The following is a 23351-nucleotide window of genomic DNA, read 5'->3' as shown; positions in this document are numbered from 1 at the left end:
CCCACGGGGCCGGCCGCCCGGCCGGGCCCCGCGGATCCGTCGCGCACGGGCGGCCGGCGGCCCCCGCGATAGCCTGGGGCGTCAGACTCCGGCCGGATCAGATAAGGGGCAAAAGCTTCCCGTGCGCATCGCCAGGTTCTCCATCGACGGCAACGTCGGCTACGGCGTCGTGGAGGGGGATGCCGCCACAGAAGGCGGCCCCGTCCTCGACATCATCAAGGGCATCCCCTACGGCGACTTCGAGCGCTCCGGGACCAAGGTCCCGCTGGACAAGGTCCGCCTGCTCCCGCCCGTCCTCCCCAGCAAGGTCGTGGCCATCGGCCGTAACTACGCCGAGCACGCCGCGGAGCTGGGCAACGAGGTCGGCGACGTCCCCGTGGCCTTCCTCAAGCCCTCCACCTCGGTGATCGGCCCCGGCGCCGCCATCGAGTACCCCTCCTTCTCCAGCGAGCTGCACCACGAGGCCGAGCTGGCCGTGGTCATCGGCCGCATGTGCCGCGAGGTCCCCCGCGAGCGCGTGAAGGACGTCATCCTCGGCTACACCTGCGCCAACGACGTCACCGCGCGCGACGCCCAGCAGCGCGAGAAGCAGTGGGCCCGGGCGAAGGGCTTCGACACCTCCTGCCCGCTCGGCCCCTGGATCGAGACCGAGCTCGACCCGGCCGACCTCGGGATCATGTGCACCGTCAACGGCGAACAGCGCCAGCTGGGCCGCACGAGCGACATGGTGCGCTCCATCGAGGACCTGATCGTCCACATCACCGAGGCGATGACGCTGCTCCCCGGCGACGTCGTCCTCACCGGCACCCCGGCCGGGGTCGGACCCCTGAACGTCGGCGACGAGGTCGCCGTCACCATCGAAGGCATCGGCACTCTCACCAACAAGGTGATCAAGCGTGGCTAACGCGAACGTCCGCGTACGTTTCTGTCCCTCTCCGACCGGCAACCCCCATGTGGGCCTGGTCCGCACCGCCCTGTTCAACTGGGCGTTCGCCCGGCACCACGGCGGCACCCTGGTCTTCCGCATCGAGGACACCGACGCGGCGCGCGACTCGGAGGAGTCGTACCAGCAGCTGCTCGACTCGATGCGCTGGCTGGGCTTCGACTGGGACGAGGGCCCCGAGATCGGCGGCCCCCACGCGCCGTACCGCCAGTCGCAGCGCATGGACATCTACAAGGACGTCGCGCAGAAGCTCCTGGACGGCGGCTACGCCTACCGCTGCTACTGCACCGCCGAGGAGCTCGACGAGCGCCGCGAGGCCGCACGTGCCGCCGGCCGCCCCTCCGGCTACGACGGCAAGTGCCGCGTCGTCACGCCCGAGCAGCAGACGGCCTACGAGGCCGAGGGCCGCGCCTCCATCGTCCGCTTCCGGATGCCCGACGAGGCGATCACCTTCACGGACATCGTCCGCGGCGAGCTGACCTTCACCCCGGAGAACGTGCCGGACTACGGCATCGTCCGGGCCAACGGCGCGCCCCTGTACACGCTCGTCAACCCCGTCGACGACGCCCTGATGGAGATCACCCACGTCCTGCGCGGCGAGGACCTGCTCTCCTCCACCCCGCGGCAGATCGCCCTGTACAAGGCGCTGATCGAGCTGGGCGTCGCCAAGAGCGTCCCCGAGTTCGGCCACCTGCCGTACGTGATGGGCGAGGGCAACAAGAAGCTCTCCAAGCGCGACCCGCAGGCCTCCCTGAACCTCTACCGGGAGCGCGGCTTCCTCCCGGCGGGCCTGCTGAACTACCTGTCGCTGCTCGGCTGGTCCCTCTCCGCCGACCAGGACATCTTCTCGATGGAGGAGATGGTCGCGGCGTTCGACATCAAGGACGTCAACGCCAACCCGGCCCGCTTCGACCTCAAGAAGGCCGAGGCGATCAACGCCGACCACATCCGCCGGCTGGACGTGAAGGCCTTCGCCGAGGCCTGCGAGCCCTGGCTGCGGGCCCCGCACGCCCCGTGGGCCCCCGAGGCCTTCGACCGGGCCGCGTGGGAGGCCATCGCCCCGCACGCCCAGACCCGCCTCACGGTCCTCTCCGACATCACCGCCAACGTCGACTTCCTCTTCCTCGACGAGCCGGCCGAGGACGAGGCGTCCTGGGCCAAGGCGATGAAGGAGGGCTCGGACGCCCTGCTGCGCACGGCCCGCGCCAGGCTCGGGGACCTTGAGGGCGCTGCGTGGAACGCCGACGCCATCAAGGCCGCCGTCGTCGCGGCGGGCGAGGAGCACGGGCTGAAGCTCGGCAAGGCCCAGGCCCCGGTCCGGGTCGCGGTCACCGGCCGTACGGTCGGCCTGCCGCTGTTCGAGTCCCTGGAGATCCTCGGACGCGAGCGCACGCTCGCCCGCGTCGACGCCGCCCTGGCGAAGCTCACCGCCTGACACACGGCCCTCACGGGGCCCGGCAGCCCCTCCCGGGGCCGCCGGGCCCCGTCGTGTCCGCCCAGGGCGTCTATCGATTTTGGCGCCCCGTCCTCCTTCGGGTAATGTTCTTCCTGCGCCGCCCGAGAGGGCCGAGAGGCCGGAGCGGAGGGCGCAAGCCGGACAAGACCCCCTGATGGGGGTGGAGTTACGGTGGGGTATGGTGTAATTGGCAGCACGAGGGTTTCTGGTTCCCTTAGTCTAGGTTCGAGTCCTGGTACCCCAGCAAGAGAAATTCTTCGCTGAAATTCTCTCGCAAAACTACTGATAAAGTAGGAAGCGCGCGAAAGCGCAAAAAGCGAAGTGCAAGCCCCCGTTGTGTAGCGGCCTAGCACGCCGCCCTCTCAAGGCGGTAGCGCCGGTTCGAATCCGGTCGGGGGTACAGATTTCCACTCAGGGGGACCTGAAGGAGATCGCTAGGGCCCCCGTTGTGTAGCGGCCTAGCACGCCGCCCTCTCAAGGCGGTAGCGCCGGTTCGAATCCGGTCGGGGGTACTGGTTATAAAACCACCATGGGCTATGGTGTAATTGGCAGCACGAGTGATTCTGGTTCATTTAGTCTAGGTTCGAGTCCTGGTAGCCCAGCGCAGATTGCTTTTCGGTCTGCCGAGCAAAACAAAAGCAAGCCCCCGTTGTGTAGCGGCCTAGCACGCCGCCCTCTCAAGGCGGTAGCGCCGGTTCGAATCCGGTCGGGGGTACCACAGAGAGAATGCCTCCCGCATAGGCGGGGGGCATTTTTTCATGCGGCCTTCCATGCGCTCCGGCACGGCCCGATAATCCCCTCATGGCCCATCCCCGCGGCGGCCGCTGCCGGCTCCGCCGCGCCACGAAGCCCTGCCCGCCGCGGAGTTCGGGCGTCGGCGGGGCGCCGGAGTTGCGTCAGCAGGACATCCGTCGCCGCGAGCCCGCCGCACTGGACGCCCTCGCAGCGGCCCATTCCAGGAGCGTCGAAGTGGATCCTCTCGTCCGCACGGCCGAACTGACCGTCGTCCCCACCGTCAGCCCGCCGGGCCTGCGGATCGCAGGGGTGGTCGACGCCGGCTCGCACCGCCACCTCAGGGACGCCCTGCAGTCGGTGGCCTCCGTCCGCGGCGACCTGTGCCTGGAGATGTCCCGGGTGGAGTTCCTGGACCTCGCGGGGCTGCGGCTGCTCATGACGTTCGCCAGGGCCCGCGCCGCCCGCCACTGCACCGTGGAGCTGGCCGGGGTGCCGCCCCACCTGCTGCAGGTCATCACCCTCATCGGGTGGGACACCACGCCCGGCCTGCGGCTGGGGGCCGCGCATGGCTGCTGACCGCGCCGGCCTGGCCGGGTTCGTCCACCACGCCTGCCTGTACGGCTCCGACGCGGAGTTCCTGGCGATGGCGGTGCCCTTCGTGGAGGACGGATTCGCCGCCGGGGAGCCCGTCCTCGCCGCCACCACGCCCGCCAACATCGAGCTGCTCCGGGAGGCCCTGGGGGAGGGCGCCCACCACCTCGACACCGCCGAGACCGCCTACTTCGGGCGCCGCCCCGTCGAGCGGGTGTCCGCCTTCCTGCGCTACCACGGGCGCCGCGCCCGCCCCGGGCGGCGGACGCGGATCATCGCCGAGCCGGTGTGGGGCGGCCGGTCCGCCCGGCAGACCGCCGAGTGGAAGCGCATGGAGTCCGGGCTCAACGTGCTCCTCGCGGACCTGCCGGTGTGGATGATCTGCCCTTACGACACCCGCGTCGTCCCCGGGGACGTGGCCGAGGCCGCCGTGGCCACCCACCCCGTGCGCCTGGACGGCGAGCGGCAGACGCCCTGCGACGCCTACGCGGACCCCGCGGCCTACGCGGCCGCGGTGCGGGGCCCCGCACCGTGCGCGCCTGCCTCGGCGCGCGCCACGGGGCCCACGGCCGACGTTCCGGAGCTGCGCCGCCTCGGCCGCGAACGGGCCGCCGGCGCAGGCCTGACCGGCGACCGGCTCGCCCTCGCCGAGCTGGCCGTGCACGAGGCCGCCGCGTACCTCCTGGCCCCCGAGGGCGCCCGCCTCACGCTGCGGTCCTGGGAGGAGCCGGGCGCCGTGGTCTACGAACTGCGGCGCACGGGGCCCGAGGGCGCCGCGGTGCCGCCGTTCGCGGGGTACCGCCCTCCCGCCCCGTCCGGCGACGCGCAGGGGGCCGAGGACGGCCTGTGGCTCGCCCGCAGCCTTGCCGACTTCGTGGAAGTGAGCACACGGGGGCCGGAGACCGTCCTGACCCTGCGCATGGCGGGGCCGGGGGACGCGGAACGGCTGTGAGGGGCGCCGGGCGCCGGGCTCCGGGGCATGGGGCGCCGCGTGGGGCAGGGGCCGTGGGGCACGGGGCCGTGGGGCGTGGGGCGCCGCGTGGGGCGCGGGGGCCGTGGGGCGTGGGGCCGGGGGCTCCGCGCCTCAGGCGGGCTTTCCGCCGCCGGTGAAGCGCCGGGCGGACTCCTCGGAGTGCGCCATGCGGCGCAGGCTCAGCAGCACGGGCTCGTAGAGGACGGTCAGCGCGACGGCCGCCTCGATCTGGGCGGTCGGCGTGGGCTCCTCCTCGACCAGGTCCAGGTCGGTGACCGCCAGCTCGGCCGCGAGCCGTCCGTACGGCAGCAGCTGGGCGACGCCGCACGGGTACCCGAGGCGTCTCAGCGCGGCGACCGAGGCGACCAGCGTGCGGTAGGCGGGGGAGTGCTCCGCGACCTCCTGGTCGTGCCGCCAGCCCAGGTGCTCCAGCAGCGCGTTCACGGTGCGGCCCGCGGCTTCGGTCGCCGGGTCGTCGTCCGCGGGGACCTCCCGGCCCTGCGACAGCGCCTGCGTGGCCGCGCCGAGTCTCCGGTGGTGGCCCAGGGAGTCGTCCTCGGCGGCGGCGATCACCTCGCGCGCGGTGGCCACGGGCATCTTGCCCAGCTGGATCAGGGCCCGTACCAGGCGCAGCCGGCGCAGGTGCTCGTCGCCGTACTCGGCCTGGGTGGCGGAGATCCTGCGGCCGGGCTGGAGCAGCCCCTCGCGCAAGTAGTACTTGATCGTCGCGGTGGACACACCGCTGTGTTCGCTCAGTTCCGCCAGTCGCATCGCCACTTGCGCCTTTCGTTGGGGAGTGGCACTATCCAAGCATGGATAGCGGCGCTATCCAATGCGCTGTTCACAGTGACTGGGGGAGCTCTCATGGGTGCACAACCGATTCCGGGACGGGTCACCGCCGCGGCCGAGGGGGAGGTGGTCGTCTTCATGATCGGCATGCGGATCAACAAGTGGCGGGCGGTGCGCCACTGGCTGCCCACCCTCGGCGCGATGCCGCGGATGCTCAAGGAGCTCGCGCGCGACCCGGACAGCGGCCTGCTCGGCTACCGGGCGCTGGCGAGCAGCCTCGGGGACCGGACGATCGTCCAGTACTGGGAGTCGCGGGAGAAGCTGCTCGCCTACGCCGCCGATCAGAGCAAGGAGCACCGCCCCGCGTGGGCGGCGTTCAACCGCCGTGCGCGGGGCAGCGAGGGAAGCGTCGGCATCTGGCACGAGACGTACGTGGTGCCCGCCGGTTCGTACGAGTCGATCTACGTCGGCATGCCGGCGCACGGGCTCGGTGCGGCCTGCGGCACGGAGCCGGTGGCGCGCCGCGGGGAGCGCGCGGCGCAGCGGTTCGCGAGCTCGTAGGGGACCGCATGAAGCGGCGCATGGGGCCCGGGCCCCATGCGCCGCTTCGTCGTTCTGCCGCTCCTCGCCCGCTCAGCCGTTGCGGCGCAGCGCCTCCGTCAGGCGCACCGCGGCGTCCAGCACCGCCTGGGCGTGCATGCGGCCCGGGTGGCGCGTCAGGCGCTCGATCGGTCCGGAGACCGAGACGGCGGCGACCACGCGGTTGGAGGGTCCGCGCACGGGGGCGGAGACCGAGGCGACGCCCGGCTCCCGCTCGCCGATCGACTGGGCCCAGCCCCGGCGCCGCACGCCCGAGAGCGCCGTCGCCGTGAAGCGGGCCCCCTGCAGACCGCGGTGCAGCCGCTCCGGCTCCTCCCAGGCCATCAGCACCTGGGCGGCCGAGCCGGCCTTCATGGGCAGCGTGGAGCCCACCGGCACCGTGTCCCGCAGACCGGACAGGCGCTCCGCCGCGGCCACGCAGATGCGCATGTCGCCCTGACGGCGGTAGAGCTGCGCGCTCTCGCCCGTGACGTCCCGCAGGTGGGTGAGCACGGGGCCCGCCGTGGCCAGGAGCCTGTCCTCGCCCGCCGCGGCCGCCAGCTCGCTCAGCCGCGGGCCGAGGATGAACCGGCCCTGCATGTCCCGCGCCACCATGCGGTGGTGCTCCAGGGCCACCGCGAGCCGGTGCGCCGTCGGACGCGCCAGGCCCGTGGCCGTGACGAGCCCTGCCAGGGTCGCCGGCCCGGACTCCAGCGCGCTCAGCACCAGAGCCGCCTTGTCGAGTACTCCCACGCCGCTCGAGGCGCTACCGGTGTTGTCCATGCAACGATACTTGCGTCTCACACTGTGAAACGCAAGTTCAATTTTCCCGGAGAAGCGCCAACCTGGATGGAGAGCACCCACAGGCACACGAATGTGACCGGCGAGGACGCCGGCCGGAGGGACAGCGATGGGACGCACACTCGCGGAGAAGGTCTGGGACGACCATGTCGTCAGGCGCGCCGAGGGCGAGCCCGACCTCCTCTACATCGACCTGCACCTGCTGCACGAGGTCACCAGCCCGCAGGCCTTCGACGGTCTCCGCAAGGCCGGGCGCCCCGTGCGGCGCCTGGACCTCACCATCGCCACCGAGGACCACAACACCCCGACCCTCGACATCGACAAGCCCATCGCCGACCCGGTCTCGCGCACCCAGCTGGAGACGCTGCGCAAGAACTGCGCCGAATTCGGCGTCCGGCTGCACCCGCTGGGCGACGTGGAGCAGGGCGTCGTCCACGTGGTGGGACCGCAGCTGGGTCTGACCCAGCCCGGCACCACCGTGGTCTGCGGCGACAGCCACACCTCCACCCACGGCGCGTTCGGCGCGCTGGCGTTCGGCATCGGCACCAGTCAGGTCGAGCACGTCCTCGCCACTCAGACGCTCCCGCTGGCCCCGTTCCGCACCATGGCGGTGACCGTCGACGGCGAGCTGCCCGAGGGCGTCACCGCCAAGGACCTGATCCTCGCCGTCATCGCCCGCATCGGCACCGGCGGCGGCCAGGGCTACGTCATCGAGTACCGCGGCACGGCCATCGAGCAGCTCTCGATGGAGGCCCGGATGACCGTGTGCAACATGTCCATCGAGGCGGGTGCCCGGGCGGGCATGATCGCGCCCGACGAGACCACGTTCGCCTACCTCGAAGGCCGGCCCCACGCCCCCCGCGGGGCCGACTGGGACGAGGCCGTCGCGTACTGGCGCACCCTGCGCACCGACGACGACGCCGTCTTCGACCACGAGGTCGTCATCGACGCCTCCGAGCTCTCCCCGTTCGTCACCTGGGGCACCAACCCGGGGCAGGGGGCGCCCCTGTCGGCGCACGTTCCCGACCCGGCCTCCTACTCCGACCCCTCCGACCGCCTGGCCGCCGAAAAGGCCCTGGAATACATGGGGTTGACGGCGGGTCAGCCGCTGCGCGACATCAGCGTGGACACCGTGTTCGTGGGCTCGTGCACCAACGGCCGGATCGAGGACCTGCGCTCCGCCGCGGCCGTCCTGGAGGGCCGCCGGATCGCCGACGGCATCCGCATGCTGGTCGTCCCCGGCTCCGTCCGGGTGGCTCTGCAAGCCGTCGACGAGGGGCTGGACAAGGTCTTCACCGCGGCCGGCGCCGAGTGGCGCCACGCGGGCTGTTCGATGTGCCTCGGCATGAACCCCGACCAACTGGCGCCGGGCGAGAGGTCCGCGTCGACCTCCAACCGCAACTTCGAGGGCAGGCAGGGCAAGGGCGGCCGCACCCACCTGGTCTCCCCCCAGGTGGCCGCCGCCACCGCCGTGGTGGGCCGCCTGGCCTCCCCGGCCGACCTGCCCGGCCCGGCCGGCGCGTCCGACGTCCGCACTCCCCTGGGGGCCTGAACAGCCATGGAAGCTTTCACCACGCACACCGGCCGCGCCGTACCGCTGCGCCGCAGCAACGTCGACACGGACCAGATCATCCCCGCGCACTGGCTCAAGAAGGTCACCCGCGACGGTTTCGAGGACGGGCTGTTCGAGGCCTGGCGCAAGGACCCCGAGTTCGTGCTGAACCGTCCCGAGCGCCGGGGGGCCAGCGTTCTGGTGGCCGGTCCGGACTTCGGCACCGGTTCCTCCCGTGAGCACGCGGTCTGGGCACTGCAGAACTACGGGTTCAAAGCGGTCGTCTCCTCGCGTTTCGCCGACATCTTCCGTGGCAACTCGCTCAAGAACGGACTGCTGACCGTCGTCCTGCCGCAGGAGACCGTAGCCGCCCTCTGGGAGCTGACCGAGGCCGACCCGGCCGCCGAGGTGACCGTCGACCTCGTGGCGCGCCAGGTCCGGGCCGGCTCGATCACGGCTGATTTCGACCTTGACGAGAACGCCCGGTGGCGCCTGCTGGAGGGGCTCGACGACATCGGTCTGACCCTGCGGCACGAGCCCGACGTCGCCGCTTTCGAGGCCGGAAGGCCCTCTTTCAAGCCCTCCACGGCCCAGGTCTGACACGGATTTCGCGCCTCTTCCGGCGCCCGGGGCGGCGCCCGGGGGACCCCGGATTTTCGCTGCTCACCAAGGGTTTGGCATGATGCGCCCCCTGTCTTCGGACAGGGGGCGCATCGCTCTGTTGAGGCCCTGTGAAGCGACAACTCGCCTCAGATGGCACAATCGGTGCATGGAACGCGACAGCCAACTCGAGCTATACCGGCTCGTCGCGGACCGACTCAAGGAAGCGCACTCCCGGGTGCGCGCACTGCAAGTCCCGGAGGGCGTACGGATGGCGCTGTCCCGGAAGCTGCTGGCCATCACGGCCGCGGCGAAGCACGATCTCTCAGGCGCCGCAATGCGTCTGGACCGGCTGATGAACGACCTCGACGAGGGCCGTTTCCCCGAAGAGCCCGACCGTGACGGAACTCCGTGATGGTCGAGTTCGTTGCGGCACAAGGGTGATTAGACCGTTTCGTGTTTGATTTGCGGTATATATCTGCCTAACGTGCGAAAAGGCTGGAGCGCATTCGTTCCAGCAATGTCTCCGAAGGGGAAGACGTGAACAAGGCGCAGCTCGTTGAAGCGATTGCCGACAAGCTCGGCGGCCGTCAGCAGGCCGCAGACGCCGTCGACGCGGTGCTCGACGCGATCGTCCGTGCAGTCGTCGCGGGTGACCGGGTCTCGGTCACCGGCTTCGGTTCGTTCGAGAAGGTCGACCGTCCGGCCCGTTACGCCCGCAACCCGCAGACGGGTGAGCGCGTGCGGGTCAAGAAGACCTCGGTGCCGCGCTTCCGCGCGGGCCAGGGCTTCAAGGACCTGGTGAGCGGCTCGAAGAAGCTGCCGAAGGGTGGCGAGGTCGCCGTCAAGAAGGCGCCCAAGGGCAGCCTTTCGGGCGGCAAGGTCACCGCCAAGGCCGCGGCCAAGAAGGCCACCGCCAAGAAGGCCACGGCGAAGAAGGCCACCCCGGCCGCCGCCGCCAAGAAGACCGCCGCGAAGAAGACCACCACGGCGAAGAAGGCCACGACGGCCGTCGCCAAGAAGACGACGGCGAAGAAGACGACGGCGAAGAAGGCCACCCCGGCCGCCGCCGCCAAGAAGACCGTCGCCAAGAAGGCCGCCCCGGCGAAGAAGGCCGCCACCGCCACCGCCAAGAAGGCCGCCGCGAAGAAGACCGCGCCCGCCAAGAAGGCCACGGCGACCAAGGCCACGACGCGCAAGACCACCACCGCGCGCAAGGCCACCGCCAAGAAGACCGCCGCCAAGAAGTAAGGCGGCGAACGGCGTCACGCGCCGGGCCGGGCTCCCCTCGGGGAGCCCGGCCCGCGGTGTGTCCGAGTGTCCGAGCGCCGGTCGGTCAGAGCGTCTGCAGCGTCACCAGCGTCACGCGGCGGCCCCCCGGGGCCCCCTCCGCGCCCGCGGCGCCCTCCGCGCACTCGATGCGCACGCGCTGGCCCGGCCGCAGCAGGCGCAGGCCTCCCGCGTCGAAGGCCGCTGCGTCGAAGGACAGCGGGGTGCCGTCGTCCAGGAGCACGCTCCCGGAGCGCGTCTGAGGGTCGAAGGTGTAAGCGGTGGCCTGCATGTCAGCAGCCTAGTCGGCGCGCGGGGCGGAGCGTTCCGCGGCGGGCGCCCCGTGCTGCTGCGCACCGCCCGCACGGGGCGCCCGCACGGTGCCCCTGCGGCCCCCGCCGCCCGTCCCCGCGGATGCGCCCACGAGAGCGGCCGTACGGGGCCCCACGCCCAGGGCCAGGGCGGCCCGCAAATCCGCCTCCGTATCCACGTCCCGGCGCACGGAATCCACCCCGGCCAGCCCGATCTCCCGGGCCCCCGAGTCCCTGTGCCGGGCGCGCGAATGTCCTTCGAACGCCGGCGCCAATTCCATTCCCGGTGCCGCCGCCAGCAGCGTCGTTCCGATTCCCGCCGCGTCCGCGAGAAATGCGCGGGGGAATTCCGTCGCGGAATCGAGGACCCGGCCCAGTTCCGCGGGGCGCAGGGCGGGAAGGTCCGCGTTGAGGGTCGCCACGGCGGCGCCGGACCGCCCGGCCCGTACGGTCCGCGCCCCGTGCGCAAGGGCGCCGTTCAGGCCGCCCGGCCCCCCGGGTTCGGCCAGGACGCGCGCCCCGAGGGCGGTGAGCTCGGCCCCGGCCAGCGGATCGCCCGTGACGACCACCACATCCCGTACCGCCGCACAGGCCAGCGCCGCGGCCACGGTGTCCACGGCGAACGCCAGCGCGAGCGCGGCGCGGGGGCCCTCCCCGGCCCCGGTGCCGAGACGGCTCTTGGCCAGGGCCAGCGGCTTCACCGGCACCACCAGCGTCCAGACCACATCCGCCCCCTCTCTTCGCATCCGCCTCATTGTCACCCGCTGCCGCAGCCGCCCGCGGAGCGCGGGGTTACGGTGTTCTCGACAGACCGGGGACCTGGGGCGACACTTGTGCGGCCTCCGGGTTCAGCACAGCTCCAAGGTCCCAAGAGAAGGGTGTCCGAGTGTCCCGCCACAGAATCGGCTTCTGGTACCGCTTTACGGCGGTGTTGGCTAAACCGCCGCTCGTGGTTCTGTTCAAGCGGGACTGGCGGGGAATGGAGCACATTCCTGCCGACGGCGGTTTTATTACCGCCGTCAACCACAACTCGTATCTCGACCCGCTCTCCTACGCCCACTACCAGTACAACACCGGGCGCGTCCCCCGCTTCCTGGCCAAGGCCGCCCTGTTCAAGGGCAGCTTCGTCGGCGCCGTCCTGCGCGGCACAGGGCAGATCCCCGTCTACCGGGAGTCGGCCGACGCCGCGGCCGCCTTCAAGGCCGCCGTCGAGGCCATCAACAAGGGCGAGTGCGTGGCCTTCTACCCCGAGGGCACCCTCACCCGCGATCCGGACATGTGGCCCATGGAGGGCAAGACCGGCGCCGCCCGCGTCGCGCTCCTCACCCGCGCACCGGTCGTCCCGGTCGCCCAGTGGGGCGCCAACGAGGCCATGCCGCCGTACGCCAAGGAGAACAAGCTCCGGCTCTTCCCCCGCAAGACGCTCAAGGTGCTGGCCGGCCCGCCCGTCGACCTCTCCGCGTATTACGACAAGGAGCCCACCGCGGACGTCCTGCGCGCCGCGACCGACGACATCATGGCCGCCATCACCGCCCTCCTCGCCGAACTGCGCGGCGAGCCGGCTCCCGCCGAGCCGTACAACCCCAAGAAGGCCCGCGCCGCGGCCCGCCGCAAGGCCCAGGAGGACGAGAAGTGACGCGCTGCGCCGTCTACGGCACCGGTTCCTGGGGGACCGCCTTCGCGATGGTCCTCGCGGACGCCGGCTGTGAGGTCACCATGTGGGGGCGGCGCGCCGCCCTCGTGGAGGCCGTCAACACCACCGGCACCAACCCCGACTACCTCCCGGGCGTCGAGCTCCCGCGCTCCGTGCGGGCCACCACCGACCCCGCCGAAGCCGCACGGGGCGCCGAATTCACCGTCCTCGCCGTGCCCTCCCAGACGCTGCGCGGCAACCTCGCCGAGTGGGCGCCCCTGCTGCCCGCGGACACCGTCCTCGTCTCCCTGATGAAGGGCGTCGAGCTGGGCACCGCCAAGCGCATGAGCGAGGTCATCGAGGAGGTCGCCAAGGTCTCCGCCGACCAGGTGGCCGTCCTGACCGGCCCCAACCTCGCCAAGGAGATCGCCGCGCGGCAGCCGGCCGCCGCCGTCGTCGCCTGCCGCGAGGAGTCCGTGGCCCGGCGCCTCCAGGCCGCCTGCCACACCGCCTACTTCCGCCCGTACACCAACACCGACGTGGTCGGCTGCGAGCTCGGCGGCGCCGTCAAGAACGTCATCGCCCTCGCCGTCGGCATCGCCGACGGCATGGGGCTCGGCGACAACGCCAAGGCCTCCCTCATCACCCGCGGCCTGGCCGAGACCACTCGGCTGGGCCTCGCCATGGGAGCCGACGCGCACACCTTCGCCGGCCTCGCCGGCATGGGGGACCTCGTCGCCACCTGCGCCTCCCCGCTCTCCCGCAACCGCACCTTCGGCGCGAGCCTCGGCCGCGGCATGACTCTCGCGGAGACCATCGCGGTCACCAAGCAGACCGCCGAGGGCGTCAAGTCCTGCGAGTCGGTGCTGGATCTGGCGCGGCGCCACGGAGTCGACATGCCGATCACGGAGACCGTGGTGGAGATCGTGCACGAGGGCAAGCCGCCGCTGGTGGCCCTCAAGGAGCTGATGTCGCGCAGCGCCAAGGCCGAGCGGCACTGACGCCGCCCGCACCACGAGGTACTCTCGTCGCGATATGAGCACCGAGATCACCCCCCAGAGCCCTGGCCGGAAGCCGCGTGTGGCGGTCGTCTTCGGCGGCCGCAGTTCCGAGCACGCCATTTCCGTGGTCACCGCCGGCGCCGTGCTGCGCGCCATCGACCGCACGAAGTACGACGTGCTGCCGATCGGCATCACCACGGACGGCCGTTGGGCCCTCACCGCCGACGACCCCGAGCGGATGGCCATCGCCGACCGCGCGCTGCCGAGCGTCGCGCAGCTCGCCCAGTCGCCCGACGGCTCCGTCGTCCTGCCGGTCGACCCCTCCGACCGCGAGCTCGTCTACACGGAGCCGGGCACGATGCCCAAGGCGCTGGGCGAGGTCGACGTGGTCTTCCCCGTCCTGCACGGCCCCTACGGGGAGGACGGCACCCTCCAGGGCATGCTGGAGCTCTCCGGCATCCCCTACGTGGGCGCCGGCGTGCTCGCCTCGGCCGTCGGCCAGGACAAGGAGTACATGAAGCGCGTCTTCATCTCCTTCGGCCTGCCCGTCGGTCCGTACGAGGTCGTCCGCCCCCGCGAGTGGGACACCGACCCGGCCGCCGCCCGGCAGAAGATCGTCGACTTCGCCGGCGAGCACGGCTGGCCCGTCTTCATCAAGCCCGCCCGCGCCGGCTCCTCCATGGGCATCACCAAGGTCGACGACGTCTCCGGCCTGGACGAGGCCGTGGCCGAGGCCCGCCGCCACGACCCGAAGATCCTGGTCGAGTCGCTGCTGCGGGGCCGGGAGATCGAGTGCGGCGTCCTGGAGTTCGAGGACGGGCCGCGCGCCAGCGTCCCCGCCGAGATCCCCCCGGTCACCGCCCACGACTTCTACGACTTCGAGGCGAAGTACATCGACTCCGCCACCGGTCTCGTCCCCGCGCCGCTGACGCCGGAGGAGACGGCGAAGGTGCAGGAGCTCGCCGTGCAGGCCTTCGACGCCGCCTCGTGCGAGGGCCTCGTGCGCGCGGACTTCTTCCTCACCGAGGACGGCGAGTTCGTCATCAACGAGATCAACACCCTGCCGGGCTTCACGCCGATCTCCATGTACCCCCGCATGTGGCAGGAGAGCGGCGTCGGCTACACCGAGCTGATCGACCGCCTCATCCAGGCGGCCCTGCGCCGGCCCACGGGCCTGCGCTAGACGACCCCCACCGGGATCGTCTTCGCGACGGCGCCGGCGAGATCGGTGAGCGCACCGAGATCGCCGGCCTCGCCGACGACCTTCCTCGGCAGCGTCACCTCCACGAACGCCTCCCGCAGGGTGGTCGTGCAGCGGACGCTGCCGTCCGGCCGCCGCTCCGGCAGCCAGCCCACACCGTCGATCTCCACCGAGTCCGCGGCGGGGTTGTAGTGTTCGGAACCGGGCTTGATGATCTCGGGACGCTCCACCCCGCAGCGCAGGGCGATCGCGGGATCACCCCACACGGCGGTGAAGTCCGAGACGGGATCGGCGGTGCGCCGCTGTTTCCCGTCCACGGTCTTCGGCAGCTCCTTGTGCAGCGCCCGGCAGAGCCCGGCCGCCCGCGCCGACGGCGTGGGGACCGCGGGACCCTCCGCGCCGCCCGGCGACGAGCAGCCGGCGGCCGCGCACAGCACGACGACAGCGGACAGGCCGAAGGGCCGGCGGAGGGAAGACTTCACCGGGCGAGCATACGGGGGACCTAGAGATGGACGACCGGGCAGGTCAGTGTGCGGGTGATGCCCTCCACTGCCTGGATCCTGGCCACCACCATGCGGCCGAGCTCGTCCACGGTCTCGGCCTGGGCTCGCACGATCACGTCGTACGGACCGGTCACGTCCTCGGCCTGCATCACCCCCGAGATCTTCGAGATGACTTCGGCCACGGTCGACGCCTTGCCGACCTCGGTCTGGATCAGGATGTACGCCTGTACCACGGAACCTCCAGGGCGGCTACGAGGATCATGTGGGGAGAAGAGACGCCACGGTACCGCGTCGCCGCACGGCGCGGGGAGACCCGCGCTGCCTGCGCGGCGCGGCGTATGTCACAACCGATACTCCTAGGAGGAGCTCAGTGAAAGGCACCGTGGGCGAGTTGGGGGAGTTCGGGCTCATCAGAGAGCTTACTTCCCGGCTCACCACCACCCCTGCGGTCCGGCTCGGGCCGGGTGACGACGCCGCGGTGGTGGCTGCGCCCGACCGGAGGGTCGTGGCCAGTACGGATGTGCTCCTGGAGGGGCGGCACTTCCGCCGCGACTGGTCGACCGCCTACGACGTCGGGCGCAAGGCCGCCGCGCAGAACCTCGCGGACATCGCGGCGATGGGCGCGGTGCCGACCGCGATCCTGCTCGGCCTGGTCGTCCCCGCCGAACTCCCCGCCACCTGGCCGACCGAGCTGATGGACGGCATCCGCGACGAGTGCCAGGTCGCCGGTGCGGCGGTCGTCGGCGGCGACGTGGTGCGCGGCGAGACCATCACCGTCGCCATCACGGCCCTCGGCGACCTGCGCAACCACGAGCCGGTCACCCGCTCCGGCGCACAGCCCGGCGACATCGTCGCCGTCACCGGGTGGCTCGGCTGGTCCGCGGCCGGACTCGCGGTGCTCGCCCGCGGCTTCCGCTCGCCCCGCGCCTTCGTCGAGGCCCACCGGCGCCCCGAACCGCCGTACCACGCGGGCCCCGCGGCGGCGGGCCTGGGCGCCACCGCGATGACGGACGTCAGCGACGGCCTCATCGCCGACCTCGGCCACATCGCGGAGGCCAGCAAGGTCCGCATCGACCTGCACACGGCCGCCATCGACGTGCCGACCCAGATGTCCGACATCGGCCAGGCCGTCGGCGTCGACCCGCTGCAGTGGGTGCTGACGGGGGGAGAGGACCACGCGATCGTCGCGACGTTCCCGCCGGACGTGAAGCTGCCCGCCCGCTGGAAGGTCATCGGCGAGGTCGTCAGCCCCTCCGCCCTGCCCCAGGTCACCGTGGACGGGGCCCCGTGGGACAAGGCCGGCGGCTGGGACCACTTCGGGGAGCTGGAGCCGGGGGACCAGCACGGCGCGGGGCCCCACGGGCCGCACGGGGCGGCGCTGTAGATTCGGCCCCATGCCGATACCCCCACGCGTGCTGACCGTCGCCGGATCCGACTCCGGCGGCGGTGCGGGCATCCAGGCCGACCTCAAGACCATGCTCGCCCTCGGCGTGCACGGCATGAGCGTGGTCACGGCCGTGACCGCACAGAACTCCCGCGGCGTGCAGGGTGCCTGGGAGCTGCCCGCGGAGGCCGTACGGGCCCAGTACCGCAGCGTCGTCGACGACATCGGCGTCCAGGCCGTGAAGACCGGCATGCTCGCCTCGGAGGAGCTCGTGCGGACCGTCGCCGAGCTCCTGGCGGGCACCGCCGCCCCCGTGGTCGTGGACCCGGTGGGCATCTCCAAGCACGGCGACGCCCTGCTCGCCGCCTCCGCCCTGGACGCGGTCCGCACGAAGCTGCTGCCGGCGGCCACCGTCGCCACCCCCAACCTCGACGAGGTCGCGTGGCTCACGGGCCTGCGGGTCGCCTCGGAGGCCGGCATGCGCCGTGCGGCGGACGCCGTGCTCGCGTACGGGCCCCGGTGGGCGCTCATCAAGGGCGGGCACCTGGAGGGGGACGCGCTGGACCTCCTCACGGACGGCGCCGAGGAGCACTGGCTGCGGGCCCCGCGCCACGACAACCGCCACACCCACGGGACGGGGTGCACGCTGGCGAGCGCCATCGCCTCAGGGCTCGCCAAGGGGCACACGGTGCCGGAAGCCGTGGCGGCCGCCAAGGACTACGTCACCGGCGCCATCGAGGCCGGCTTCCCCCTGGGGGACGGCATCGGGCCGGTCGACCACGCATGGCGGTGGCGTTCTTAGCGCAGGGGGCGGGGCGCATGGGGCGCGGACGCATGGGGTGGGGGTGCACGGGGCGGGGGAGACCCGGCCCTACGGCGGTGAACGGACCGGGCTCAATCCGTGAGCAGGTACGGCAAGAAGCCGGCCCACCGTGAGGTGGACCGGCTTTCAAGGCAACCAGATGGGCAGCGCCACGACGTGAGACGTCACAGCGAGACCGGCTCGCCCCCGCTCGCGCGGGGGACAGCACTCGCTTAGCGCGAGACCTTGTCGGCCTTGATGCACGAGGTGCAGACGTTGAGCCGCTTCGGCGTCCCACCGACCACAGCACGCACCCGCTGGATGTTGGGGTTCCAACGACGGGGGGTACGGCGGTGCGAGTGCGAAATAGCGTTGCCGAAGCCCGGCCCCTTGCCGCAGACGTCGCAGTTGGCAGCCACGGGTTACTCCAAAGACGGGTCACCCCCGCTTACGCGGAGACGACAGGCACGTACGGAAAATCCCTGCGTGCCGAAATCTGTAGTGACCGGCATTACCAGGGGGATGGCCTGATTCTCATCAGGCAACCGGAGCAGCATACAACGGCCGCTCCCGTTCGACGAAACTACCATGGCTGCCCGGGCTGTGACCTGTCCGACCTGTCTGACCTGTCCCGCCCCCGGCCGCCCGCCCGCCCTCGGGGCCGCGCCCCGGGACTAGTCTGCGATCACCGCTCCACCGCTCCACCGCCCCCGGCAGTCCGAGGAGGACACCCACGTGCCGCACCCGCTGGACGCCTCCGCGGTACGCACCTGGTGCGCACTGGCTCTCGACGCGCTGGGGCGGGCCCGCGAGGAGATCGACGCCATCAACGTCTATCCCGTCCCGGACGGCGACACCGGCACGAACCTGTACCTGACCGCCGAATCCGCCGCCAGGGCCGTCGACGCCGTCTTCGACGGCCACGCCACCACGGGCCCCGCCTCCCGCCCCGCGCTCCCCGACGCCGTCCGCGCCATGGCGCACGGCGCCCTCATAGGCGCCCGCGGCAACTCCGGCACGATCCTGGCCCAGCTGCTGCGCGGCATGGCGGAGGTCCTGGCGAAGGGCGGGGAGCCGCGCCCCGCGCCGTGTCCCGAGCCGCGCCCCGCGCCCTCCCGCACGGGGCGCCCCGCCGCTGAGGCGGCCGACGACGCCGAGCTGCTGCGCCGCGCCCTGCGGCGGGCCGTGGAATCCGCGTACGAAGGCGTCGCCCGCCCTGTCGAGGGCACCATCCTCACCGTCGCCGCGGCCGCCGCCGACGCCGCCGCGGCAGCGCAGGGCGACGCCGCCGCCGTGGCCCGCGCCGCGGACGAGGCGGCCCGCTCCGCCCTCGCGATGACCCCCGGCCAGCTCGACGCCCTCGGCCGGGCCGGAGTCGTCGACGCCGGCGGCCTCGGCCTCGTGGAGGTGATCGGAGCGCTCGCCAGGGCCCTGTCCGGGGAGTCCCTCCCGCGCGGCACGCGCGCGTGGACGCGGCCCGTCCCCGTACCGCCGCAGCCCGCTGCCCCGGCGCAGGGCCCCGTGCCGTGCCCCGCCTCCGCCCCGGGCGGAGCCTCGCCCGCCTTCGAGGTCATCTACCTCCTGGACGCCGACGACAGCGCCGTCCCGCGCCTGCGCACCCGGCTCGACGCCCTGGGCGACTCGCTCGTCGTCGTCGGCGGCGACGGCCTGTGGAACGTCCACGTCCACGTGGACGACGCCGGAGCCGCCGTCGAGGCCGGCATCGAGGCGGGGCGCCCGCACCGCATCCGCATCACCCACTTCGCCGGAGCCGCCGCCGGTGCCTCCGCCGAAGCCCCGGCGGACGACCCCGGCCGCCCCCGCGAGCCCGCCCGGCGTGCCGTCGTGGCGGTTGTCCCCGGCGAGGGCCTCGCCGGCCTGTGCGCGGACGCCGGCGCCACCGTCGTCGCGGCCCGCCCCGGGGAACCCCCCGCCAGCGGGGAGCTCGTCGACGCCATCCGCCGCGCCAACGCCCGCGAGGTCGTCCTGCTCCCCAACGACCCCGAGCTGCGGCACACCGCGGCCGCCGCGGCCGAGCAGGCCCGCGCCGCGGGCGTCCGCGTCGCCCTCATCCCGACCCGCGCCGCCGTCCAGGGCATCGCCGCGCTCGCCGTCCACGAGCCCGCACGCCGCTTCGACGAGGACGTCGTCGCGATGACCTCCGCCGCCGGAGCCACCCGCTACGCCGAGCTCGCCGTCGCCGAACGGCAGGCCTGGACCATGGCCGGCGTCTGCCAGGCGGGCGACGTGCTCGGCCTCATCGACGGCGACGTGGCCGTCATCGGCTCCGACCTCGCCGCCACCGCCGCGACCGTCCTGGACCGCATGCTGGCCGCGGGCGGCGAAATGGTCACCCTCGTCCTCGGCGCGGACGTCCCCGACGCCGTCGCCGACCGCCTGGAGCGGCACGTACGGGGCGGCCACCTCGCCGTCGACACGGTGGTCTACCGGGGCGGGCAGCAGGCGCCGCCGCTGCTCATCGGCATCGAGTGACGCCGGACGGGACGGCGGACGGGTCACCGGACGCGAGAACGGGCGAGACCTCGGACGTGGCGCCGAATGGCACCGTCTGTCAGTGCCGTGGTGTGCAATGGGACGCGTGCCAGCGCTTCACGAACCCCTGAAGAAGATCCTCGGCGGCAGCACCGCGAAGGTGATGGCCGAGCACCTCGACCTGCACACGGCCGGCGATCTGCTGCACCACTACCCGCGCCGCTATGCCGAGCGCGGTGAGCTGACGCGCCTGGCCGACCTGCCTCTGGACGAGCACGTCACCGTCGTCGCCCAGGTCGCCAAGGCCGCCATGAAGACGTTCAACCACGGCAAGGGCGTCCGCCTGGAGGTCGTCGTCACCGACGGCAGCGGCTCCCTGACCCTCGTCTTCTTCGGCCGCGGCGCCTACGCGCGGGAGAAGGAGCTGATCCCCGGCCGCCGCGGCATGTTCGCCGGCAAGGTCTCGGTCTTCAACCGCACCCGCCAGCTCCTCCATCCCGACTACGAGCTCCTGGACCGCGACAGCGGGGCGGACGCCGCCGAGGCCTTCGCCGGCCGACTCCTGCCGATCTACCCCGCCTGCAAGCAGTTCCAGTCCTGGAAGCTCACCAAGGCCGTCGACACCCTGCTGGATCTGTTCGAGGCCGAGCAGTGGCAGGGCCTCACCGACCCGCTGCCCCCCTCGCTGCGCGACGGCCGCGGCCTGGCCGCCCTCCCCGACGCCTTCCGCAAGGTCCACCGGCCCCGCACCAAGGCCGACATCGAGGATGCCCGGGCCCGCCTGAAGTGGGACGAGGCCTTCGTCCTCCAGGTCGCACTCGCCCGCCGCCGGCACGCCGACTCCCAGCTGCCGGCCGTCGCCCGCAAGCCCGTGGCCGGCGGCATCCTCGACGCCTTCGACGCCAAGCTGCCCTTCACCCTCACCGAGGGGCAGCGCACCGTCTCCGCGGAGATCTTCGACGACCTGGCCACCGAGCACCCCATGCACCGCCTCCTGCAGGGAGAGGTCGGCTCGGGCAAGACCATGGTGGCCCTGCGCGCCATGCTCGGCGTCGTCGACGCCGGCGGCCAGGCCGCGATGCTCGCCCCCACCGAAGTGCTCGCCCAGCAGCACCACCGGTCGGTCACCGAGATGATGGGCGAGCTGGCCGAGGGCGGCATGCTCGGCGGCGCCGAGCGGGGCACCAAGGTCGTGCTGCTCACCGGCTCCATGGGGACGGCCGCCCGGCGGCGGGCGCTGCTCGACCTCGTCACGGGCGAGGCCGGCATCGTCATCGGCACTCACGCCCTCATCGAGGACAAGGTGCAGTTCCACGACCTCGGCCTGGTCGTGGTCGACGAGCAGCACCGCTTCGGCGTCGAGCAGCGCGACGCCCTGCGCTCCAAGGGGAAGCAGCCGCCGCATCTTTTGGTGATGACCGCGACCCCGATCCCGAGGACCGTCGCCATGACCGTCTTCGGCGACCTGGAGACCTCCGTCCTGGACCAGCTGCCGGCCGGCCGCTCGCCCATCGCCACCCACGTGGTGCCCGCCAAGGACAAGCCCCACTTCCTGGCGCGCACCTGGGAGCGCGTGCGCGAGGAGATCGAGGGCGGCCACCAGGCCTACGTGGTCTGCCCTCGCATCGGCGACGACCTGGGGGAGGAGGGCGACGCCGGGACGCCCGCGAAGGGAGCCCCGAAGGGCACCGCGAAGAGCGCAACGAAGAGCGCCTCCAAGGGCGGGACGGGGGACGAGGCGGCGCAGGCCGCGGCGGAGGGCGACGGCGAGCGCCGCCCGCCCCTTGCCGTCCTGGACGTCGCCGCGCAGCTCGCCAAGGGCCCCCTGAGCGGGCTGCGCGTGGAGGTGCTGCACGGCCGCATGCAGCCCGACGCCAAGGACGACGTGATGCGCCGCTTCGCCGCCGGCGAGGTGGACGTCCTGGTGGCCACGACCGTCATCGAGGTCGGCGTGAACGTGCCCAACTCCACCGTCATGGTGATCATGGACGCGGACCGGTTCGGCGTCTCCCAGCTCCACCAGCTGCGCGGCCGCGTGGGGCGCGGCTCGGCCCCGGGCCTGTGCCTGCTGGTCACCGACGCCCCGGAGGCGAGCCCGTCCCGCGCCCGCCTCGCCGCCGTCGCCGGCACCCTGGACGGCTTCGAGCTCTCCCGCATCGACCTCGAACAGCGCCGCGAGGGCGACGTCCTCGGCCAGGCCCAGTCCGGCGTCCGCTCGTCCCTGCGCATGCTCACCGTCATCGACGACGAGGAGGTCATCGCCGCCGCCCGGGAGGAGGCCGCGGCCGTCGTCGCCGCCGACCCGGAGCTGGAGTCGCTGCCCGACCTGCGCACCGCGCTGGACGCCCTGCTGGACGAGGAGCGGGAGCAGTACCTGGACAAGGGCTGAGCACGCCCGTCCGGCCACGGGGCCCGCGCCTCCGTCGGCAGGCCCCCGCGGAGGCGCCCGGCGGGCTCCGACGCCCTAGGCTGAAGGGGCGGCGCCCCGGCCGGCCGACCGTCAGGCCGTCGCAGCCCCGCCGCACCGTCAGACCGCCGCACAACGCCCCACCGCCACACCGTCGCGAAGGACCGAGGACCCCATGACCCGCGTGATCGCCGGCATCGCCGGCGGACGCCGCCTGGCCGTGCCGCCCGGCACCGGCACCCGCCCGACCTCCGACCGGGCGCGCGAGGGCCTGTTCTCCACCCTGGAGTCCCTGCTGGGCACCCTCCACGGCACCCGCGTCCTGGACCTGTACGGGGGCTCGGGAGCGGTCGGCCTGGAGGCGCTCTCGCGCGGCGCCGCGCACGTCCTGCTGGTGGAGGCCGACGCCCGCGCGACGCGCACCATCCGGGACAACGTCCGCACGCTCGGGCTGCCCGGAGCCGAGGTCCGCTCCGGCAAGGCCGAGCAGATCGTGGCCGGCCCGCCCCCCGCGGCCCCCTACGACGTGGTCTTCCTCGACCCGCCCTACGCCGTCACCGACGAGGCGCTGCGCGAGATTCTCCTCACACTCCGTGCCGGGGGGTGGCTTGCGGACGATGCGCTGGCCACCGTGGAGCGCAGCACCAGAGGCGGAGAATTCCCCTGGCCGGACGGTTTCGAGGCACTGAGGGCCCGTCGCTACGGCGAGGGGACGCTTTGGTACGGTCGCGCCGCCTCGACGTGCGCCGAAGAGACTTCTCCCCGCGCGTCATGAATGGACCGGAGAGCGAGGAGACACCGTTGCGCCGCGCCGTCTGTCCGGGGTCGTTCGACCCCGTCACCAATGGACACCTCGACATCATCGCCCGCGCTTCCAGGCTGTACGACGTCGTCCACGTCGCAGTGATGATCAACCAGTCGAAGAAGGGCCTGTTCACGGTCGAGGAACGGATAGACCTGCTCCGCCAGGTCACCGCCGAGTACGGCAACGTGAAGGTGGAGTCCTTCCACGGCCTCCTCGTCGACTTCTGCAAGCAGCGCGACATTCCCGCCATCGTCAAGGGCCTGCGGGCGGTCAGCGACTTCGACTACGAGCTGCAGATGGCCCAGATGAACAACGGGCTCTCGGGCGTCGAGACCCTGTTCGTCCCGACCAACCCGACGTACAGCTTCCTGTCGTCCAGCCTGGTCAAGGAGGTGGCGGCCTGGGGCGGAGACGTCTCCCACCTGGTCCCGCCGCTGGTGCTGGAGGCGCTCACCGAACGGCTCGGCGAGCGCTGACACCCCGCCCCTCCCGGCAGCTGTCGGGCGGAGGCCGACTGCCCGTA

General features: G+C 72.7%; 25 protein-coding genes and 5 tRNA genes. 23 read left to right on the top strand and 7 right to left on the bottom strand.

Features of this window, described 5'->3' with window-relative positions; all coding sequences use genetic code 11:
• Positions 1-121 precede the first annotated feature (121 nt).
• The 9 genes from NQU55_RS02790 (at position 122) to NQU55_RS02750 (ending at position 4677) form a co-directional block, all read left to right on the top strand.
• Positions 122-904, top strand: coding sequence for a fumarylacetoacetate hydrolase family protein (locus NQU55_RS02790; protein WP_168095131.1), 783 nt, complete (start codon positions 122-124; stop codon positions 902-904).
• Complete coding sequence (gene gltX, locus NQU55_RS02785; protein WP_168095130.1) at positions 897-2378, top strand: glutamate--tRNA ligase; 1482 nt, start codon at positions 897-899, stop codon at positions 2376-2378. The genes NQU55_RS02790 and gltX overlap by 8 nt, the downstream gene beginning before the upstream one ends.
• A 193-nt stretch (positions 2379-2571) precedes the next feature.
• Positions 2572-2643: transfer RNA gene (locus NQU55_RS02780), tRNA-Gln, on the top strand.
• Between the two features lie 83 nt (positions 2644-2726).
• Positions 2727-2799: transfer RNA gene (locus tag NQU55_RS02775), tRNA-Glu, on the top strand.
• 39 nt (positions 2800-2838) lie between these two features.
• Positions 2839-2911 (top strand) — tRNA-Glu (locus tag NQU55_RS02770).
• 18 nt (positions 2912-2929) lie between these two features.
• Positions 2930-3001: transfer RNA gene (locus NQU55_RS02765), tRNA-Gln, on the top strand.
• A gap of 40 nt (positions 3002-3041) precedes the next feature.
• Positions 3042-3117 (top strand) — tRNA-Glu (locus NQU55_RS02760).
• A gap of 83 nt (positions 3118-3200) precedes the next feature.
• Entirely contained in the window at positions 3201-3710 is a 510-nt protein-coding gene (locus tag NQU55_RS02755; RefSeq protein WP_168091479.1) for an STAS domain-containing protein, read from the top strand.
• On the top strand, positions 3700-4677 hold the full coding sequence (locus tag NQU55_RS02750; RefSeq protein ID WP_206328991.1) for an anti-sigma factor RsbA family regulatory protein: 978 nt from the start codon (positions 3700-3702) through the stop codon (positions 4675-4677). The genes NQU55_RS02755 and NQU55_RS02750 overlap by 11 nt, the downstream gene beginning before the upstream one ends.
• Before the next feature lie 132 nt (positions 4678-4809).
• On the opposite strand, the gene NQU55_RS02745 is transcribed toward NQU55_RS02750, so the two are convergent.
• Entirely contained in the window at positions 4810-5469 is a 660-nt protein-coding gene (locus NQU55_RS02745) for a MerR family transcriptional regulator (RefSeq protein ID WP_168091480.1), read from the bottom strand.
• A gap of 93 nt (positions 5470-5562) precedes the next feature.
• On the opposite strand from NQU55_RS02745, the gene NQU55_RS02740 reads away from it, so the two are divergent.
• Positions 5563-6048 (top strand): DUF4188 domain-containing protein, encoded by a 486-nt coding sequence (locus tag NQU55_RS02740; protein WP_168091481.1) that lies wholly within the window; start codon positions 5563-5565, stop codon positions 6046-6048.
• Between the two features lie 72 nt (positions 6049-6120).
• Here the strand turns inward: NQU55_RS02740 and ndgR are convergent, their stop codons facing one another.
• The gene (gene ndgR / locus NQU55_RS02735) at positions 6121-6849 is read right to left on the bottom strand and encodes an IclR family transcriptional regulator NdgR (protein ID WP_058046440.1); all 729 of its coding nucleotides are present in this window, start codon (positions 6847-6849) and stop codon (positions 6121-6123) included.
• A gap of 127 nt (positions 6850-6976) precedes the next feature.
• Between ndgR and leuC the strand changes: the two genes are divergently transcribed.
• The 4 genes from leuC (at position 6977) to NQU55_RS02715 (ending at position 10270) form a co-directional block, all read left to right on the top strand.
• Positions 6977-8419: a 3-isopropylmalate dehydratase large subunit gene (gene leuC / locus NQU55_RS02730; RefSeq protein ID WP_168091482.1), complete on the top strand. Its 1443-nt coding sequence runs from the start codon at positions 6977-6979 to the stop codon at positions 8417-8419.
• A gap of 6 nt (positions 8420-8425) precedes the next feature.
• Positions 8426-9019: a 3-isopropylmalate dehydratase small subunit gene (gene leuD / locus NQU55_RS02725; protein ID WP_168091483.1), complete on the top strand. Its 594-nt coding sequence runs from the start codon at positions 8426-8428 to the stop codon at positions 9017-9019.
• Positions 9020-9188: 169 nt separating this feature from the next.
• Positions 9189-9434, top strand: coding sequence for an SCO5555 family protein (locus tag NQU55_RS02720; RefSeq protein WP_058046443.1), 246 nt, complete (start codon positions 9189-9191; stop codon positions 9432-9434).
• Between the two features lie 125 nt (positions 9435-9559).
• On the top strand, positions 9560-10270 hold the full coding sequence (locus NQU55_RS02715) for an HU family DNA-binding protein (RefSeq protein ID WP_168091484.1): 711 nt from the start codon (positions 9560-9562) through the stop codon (positions 10268-10270).
• 85 nt (positions 10271-10355) lie between these two features.
• Here NQU55_RS02715 and NQU55_RS02710 read toward each other — a convergent pair whose 3' ends face one another.
• Together NQU55_RS02710 and cofC are read right to left on the bottom strand one after the other, a co-directional pair.
• Positions 10356-10580 (bottom strand): hypothetical protein, encoded by a 225-nt coding sequence (locus NQU55_RS02710; RefSeq protein WP_168091485.1) that lies wholly within the window; start codon positions 10578-10580, stop codon positions 10356-10358.
• A 9-nt stretch (positions 10581-10589) separates the two neighbouring features.
• Positions 10590-11345: a 2-phospho-L-lactate guanylyltransferase gene (gene cofC / locus NQU55_RS02705; RefSeq protein ID WP_240976151.1), complete on the bottom strand. Its 756-nt coding sequence runs from the start codon at positions 11343-11345 to the stop codon at positions 10590-10592.
• 140 nt (positions 11346-11485) lie between these two features.
• Here cofC and NQU55_RS02700 point away from each other — a divergent pair, with 140 nt between their 5' ends.
• Genes NQU55_RS02700 through NQU55_RS02690 form a run of 3 tightly spaced genes read left to right on the top strand, consistent with a single transcriptional unit; the run spans position 11486 to position 14416 of the window.
• Positions 11486-12235, top strand: a complete 750-nt coding sequence (locus tag NQU55_RS02700) for a lysophospholipid acyltransferase family protein (RefSeq protein ID WP_168091486.1) — start codon at positions 11486-11488, stop codon at positions 12233-12235.
• Positions 12232-13233: an NAD(P)H-dependent glycerol-3-phosphate dehydrogenase gene (locus NQU55_RS02695; protein WP_168091487.1), complete on the top strand. Its 1002-nt coding sequence runs from the start codon at positions 12232-12234 to the stop codon at positions 13231-13233. Before NQU55_RS02700 ends, NQU55_RS02695 begins: the two co-directional genes overlap by 4 nt.
• Before the next feature lie 34 nt (positions 13234-13267).
• Positions 13268-14416 carry a D-alanine--D-alanine ligase family protein gene (locus NQU55_RS02690; RefSeq protein WP_168091488.1) on the top strand — a complete coding sequence of 383 codons (1149 nt, stop codon included), beginning with the start codon at positions 13268-13270 and terminating at the stop codon, positions 14414-14416.
• Here NQU55_RS02690 and NQU55_RS02685 read toward each other — a convergent pair.
• Together NQU55_RS02685 and NQU55_RS02680 are read right to left on the bottom strand one after the other, a co-directional pair.
• On the bottom strand, positions 14413-14916 hold the full coding sequence (locus NQU55_RS02685) for a DUF3515 domain-containing protein (protein ID WP_168091489.1): 504 nt from the start codon (positions 14914-14916) through the stop codon (positions 14413-14415). The genes NQU55_RS02690 and NQU55_RS02685 overlap by 4 nt on opposite strands.
• 20 nt (positions 14917-14936) lie before the next feature.
• Positions 14937-15170 carry an Lrp/AsnC ligand binding domain-containing protein gene (locus NQU55_RS02680; RefSeq protein ID WP_168091490.1) on the bottom strand — a complete coding sequence of 78 codons (234 nt, stop codon included), beginning with the start codon at positions 15168-15170 and terminating at the stop codon, positions 14937-14939.
• Between the two features lie 137 nt (positions 15171-15307).
• Between NQU55_RS02680 and NQU55_RS02675 the strand changes: the two genes are divergently transcribed.
• Together NQU55_RS02675 and thiD are read left to right on the top strand one after the other, a co-directional pair.
• Positions 15308-16321 carry a thiamine-phosphate kinase gene (locus NQU55_RS02675; RefSeq protein WP_168091491.1) on the top strand — a complete coding sequence of 338 codons (1014 nt, stop codon included), beginning with the start codon at positions 15308-15310 and terminating at the stop codon, positions 16319-16321.
• A gap of 10 nt (positions 16322-16331) precedes the next feature.
• Complete coding sequence (gene thiD / locus NQU55_RS02670; RefSeq protein ID WP_168091492.1) at positions 16332-17123, top strand: bifunctional hydroxymethylpyrimidine kinase/phosphomethylpyrimidine kinase; 792 nt, start codon at positions 16332-16334, stop codon at positions 17121-17123.
• Positions 17124-17356: 233 nt separating this feature from the next.
• On the opposite strand, the gene rpmB is transcribed toward thiD, so the two are convergent.
• Positions 17357-17542 (bottom strand): 50S ribosomal protein L28, encoded by a 186-nt coding sequence (gene rpmB / locus NQU55_RS02665; RefSeq protein WP_078660562.1) that lies wholly within the window; start codon positions 17540-17542, stop codon positions 17357-17359.
• Positions 17543-17858: 316 nt separating this feature from the next.
• Between rpmB and NQU55_RS02660 the strand changes: the two genes are divergently transcribed.
• The 4 genes from NQU55_RS02660 to coaD all read left to right on the top strand — a co-directional run bounded on the left by NQU55_RS02660 (position 17859) and on the right by coaD (position 23304).
• On the top strand, positions 17859-19616 hold the full coding sequence (locus NQU55_RS02660) for a DAK2 domain-containing protein (protein WP_168091493.1): 1758 nt from the start codon (positions 17859-17861) through the stop codon (positions 19614-19616).
• A 97-nt stretch (positions 19617-19713) separates the two neighbouring features.
• Positions 19714-22005: an ATP-dependent DNA helicase RecG gene (gene recG, locus NQU55_RS02655; protein ID WP_168091494.1), complete on the top strand. Its 2292-nt coding sequence runs from the start codon at positions 19714-19716 to the stop codon at positions 22003-22005.
• A gap of 193 nt (positions 22006-22198) precedes the next feature.
• Complete coding sequence (rsmD, locus tag NQU55_RS02650) at positions 22199-22798, top strand: 16S rRNA (guanine(966)-N(2))-methyltransferase RsmD (RefSeq protein WP_168091495.1); 600 nt, start codon at positions 22199-22201, stop codon at positions 22796-22798.
• A 26-nt stretch (positions 22799-22824) separates the two neighbouring features.
• Positions 22825-23304: a pantetheine-phosphate adenylyltransferase gene (gene coaD, locus NQU55_RS02645; RefSeq protein WP_277355284.1), complete on the top strand. Its 480-nt coding sequence runs from the start codon at positions 22825-22827 to the stop codon at positions 23302-23304.
• Positions 23305-23351 lie beyond the last annotated feature (47 nt).

It is taken from the genome of Streptomyces telluris (genome assembly GCF_024519335.1).
Classification (GTDB): domain Bacteria; phylum Actinomycetota; class Actinomycetes; order Streptomycetales; family Streptomycetaceae; genus Streptomyces; species Streptomyces telluris.
This window is presented reverse-complemented; position numbering and strand designations above follow the sequence as displayed.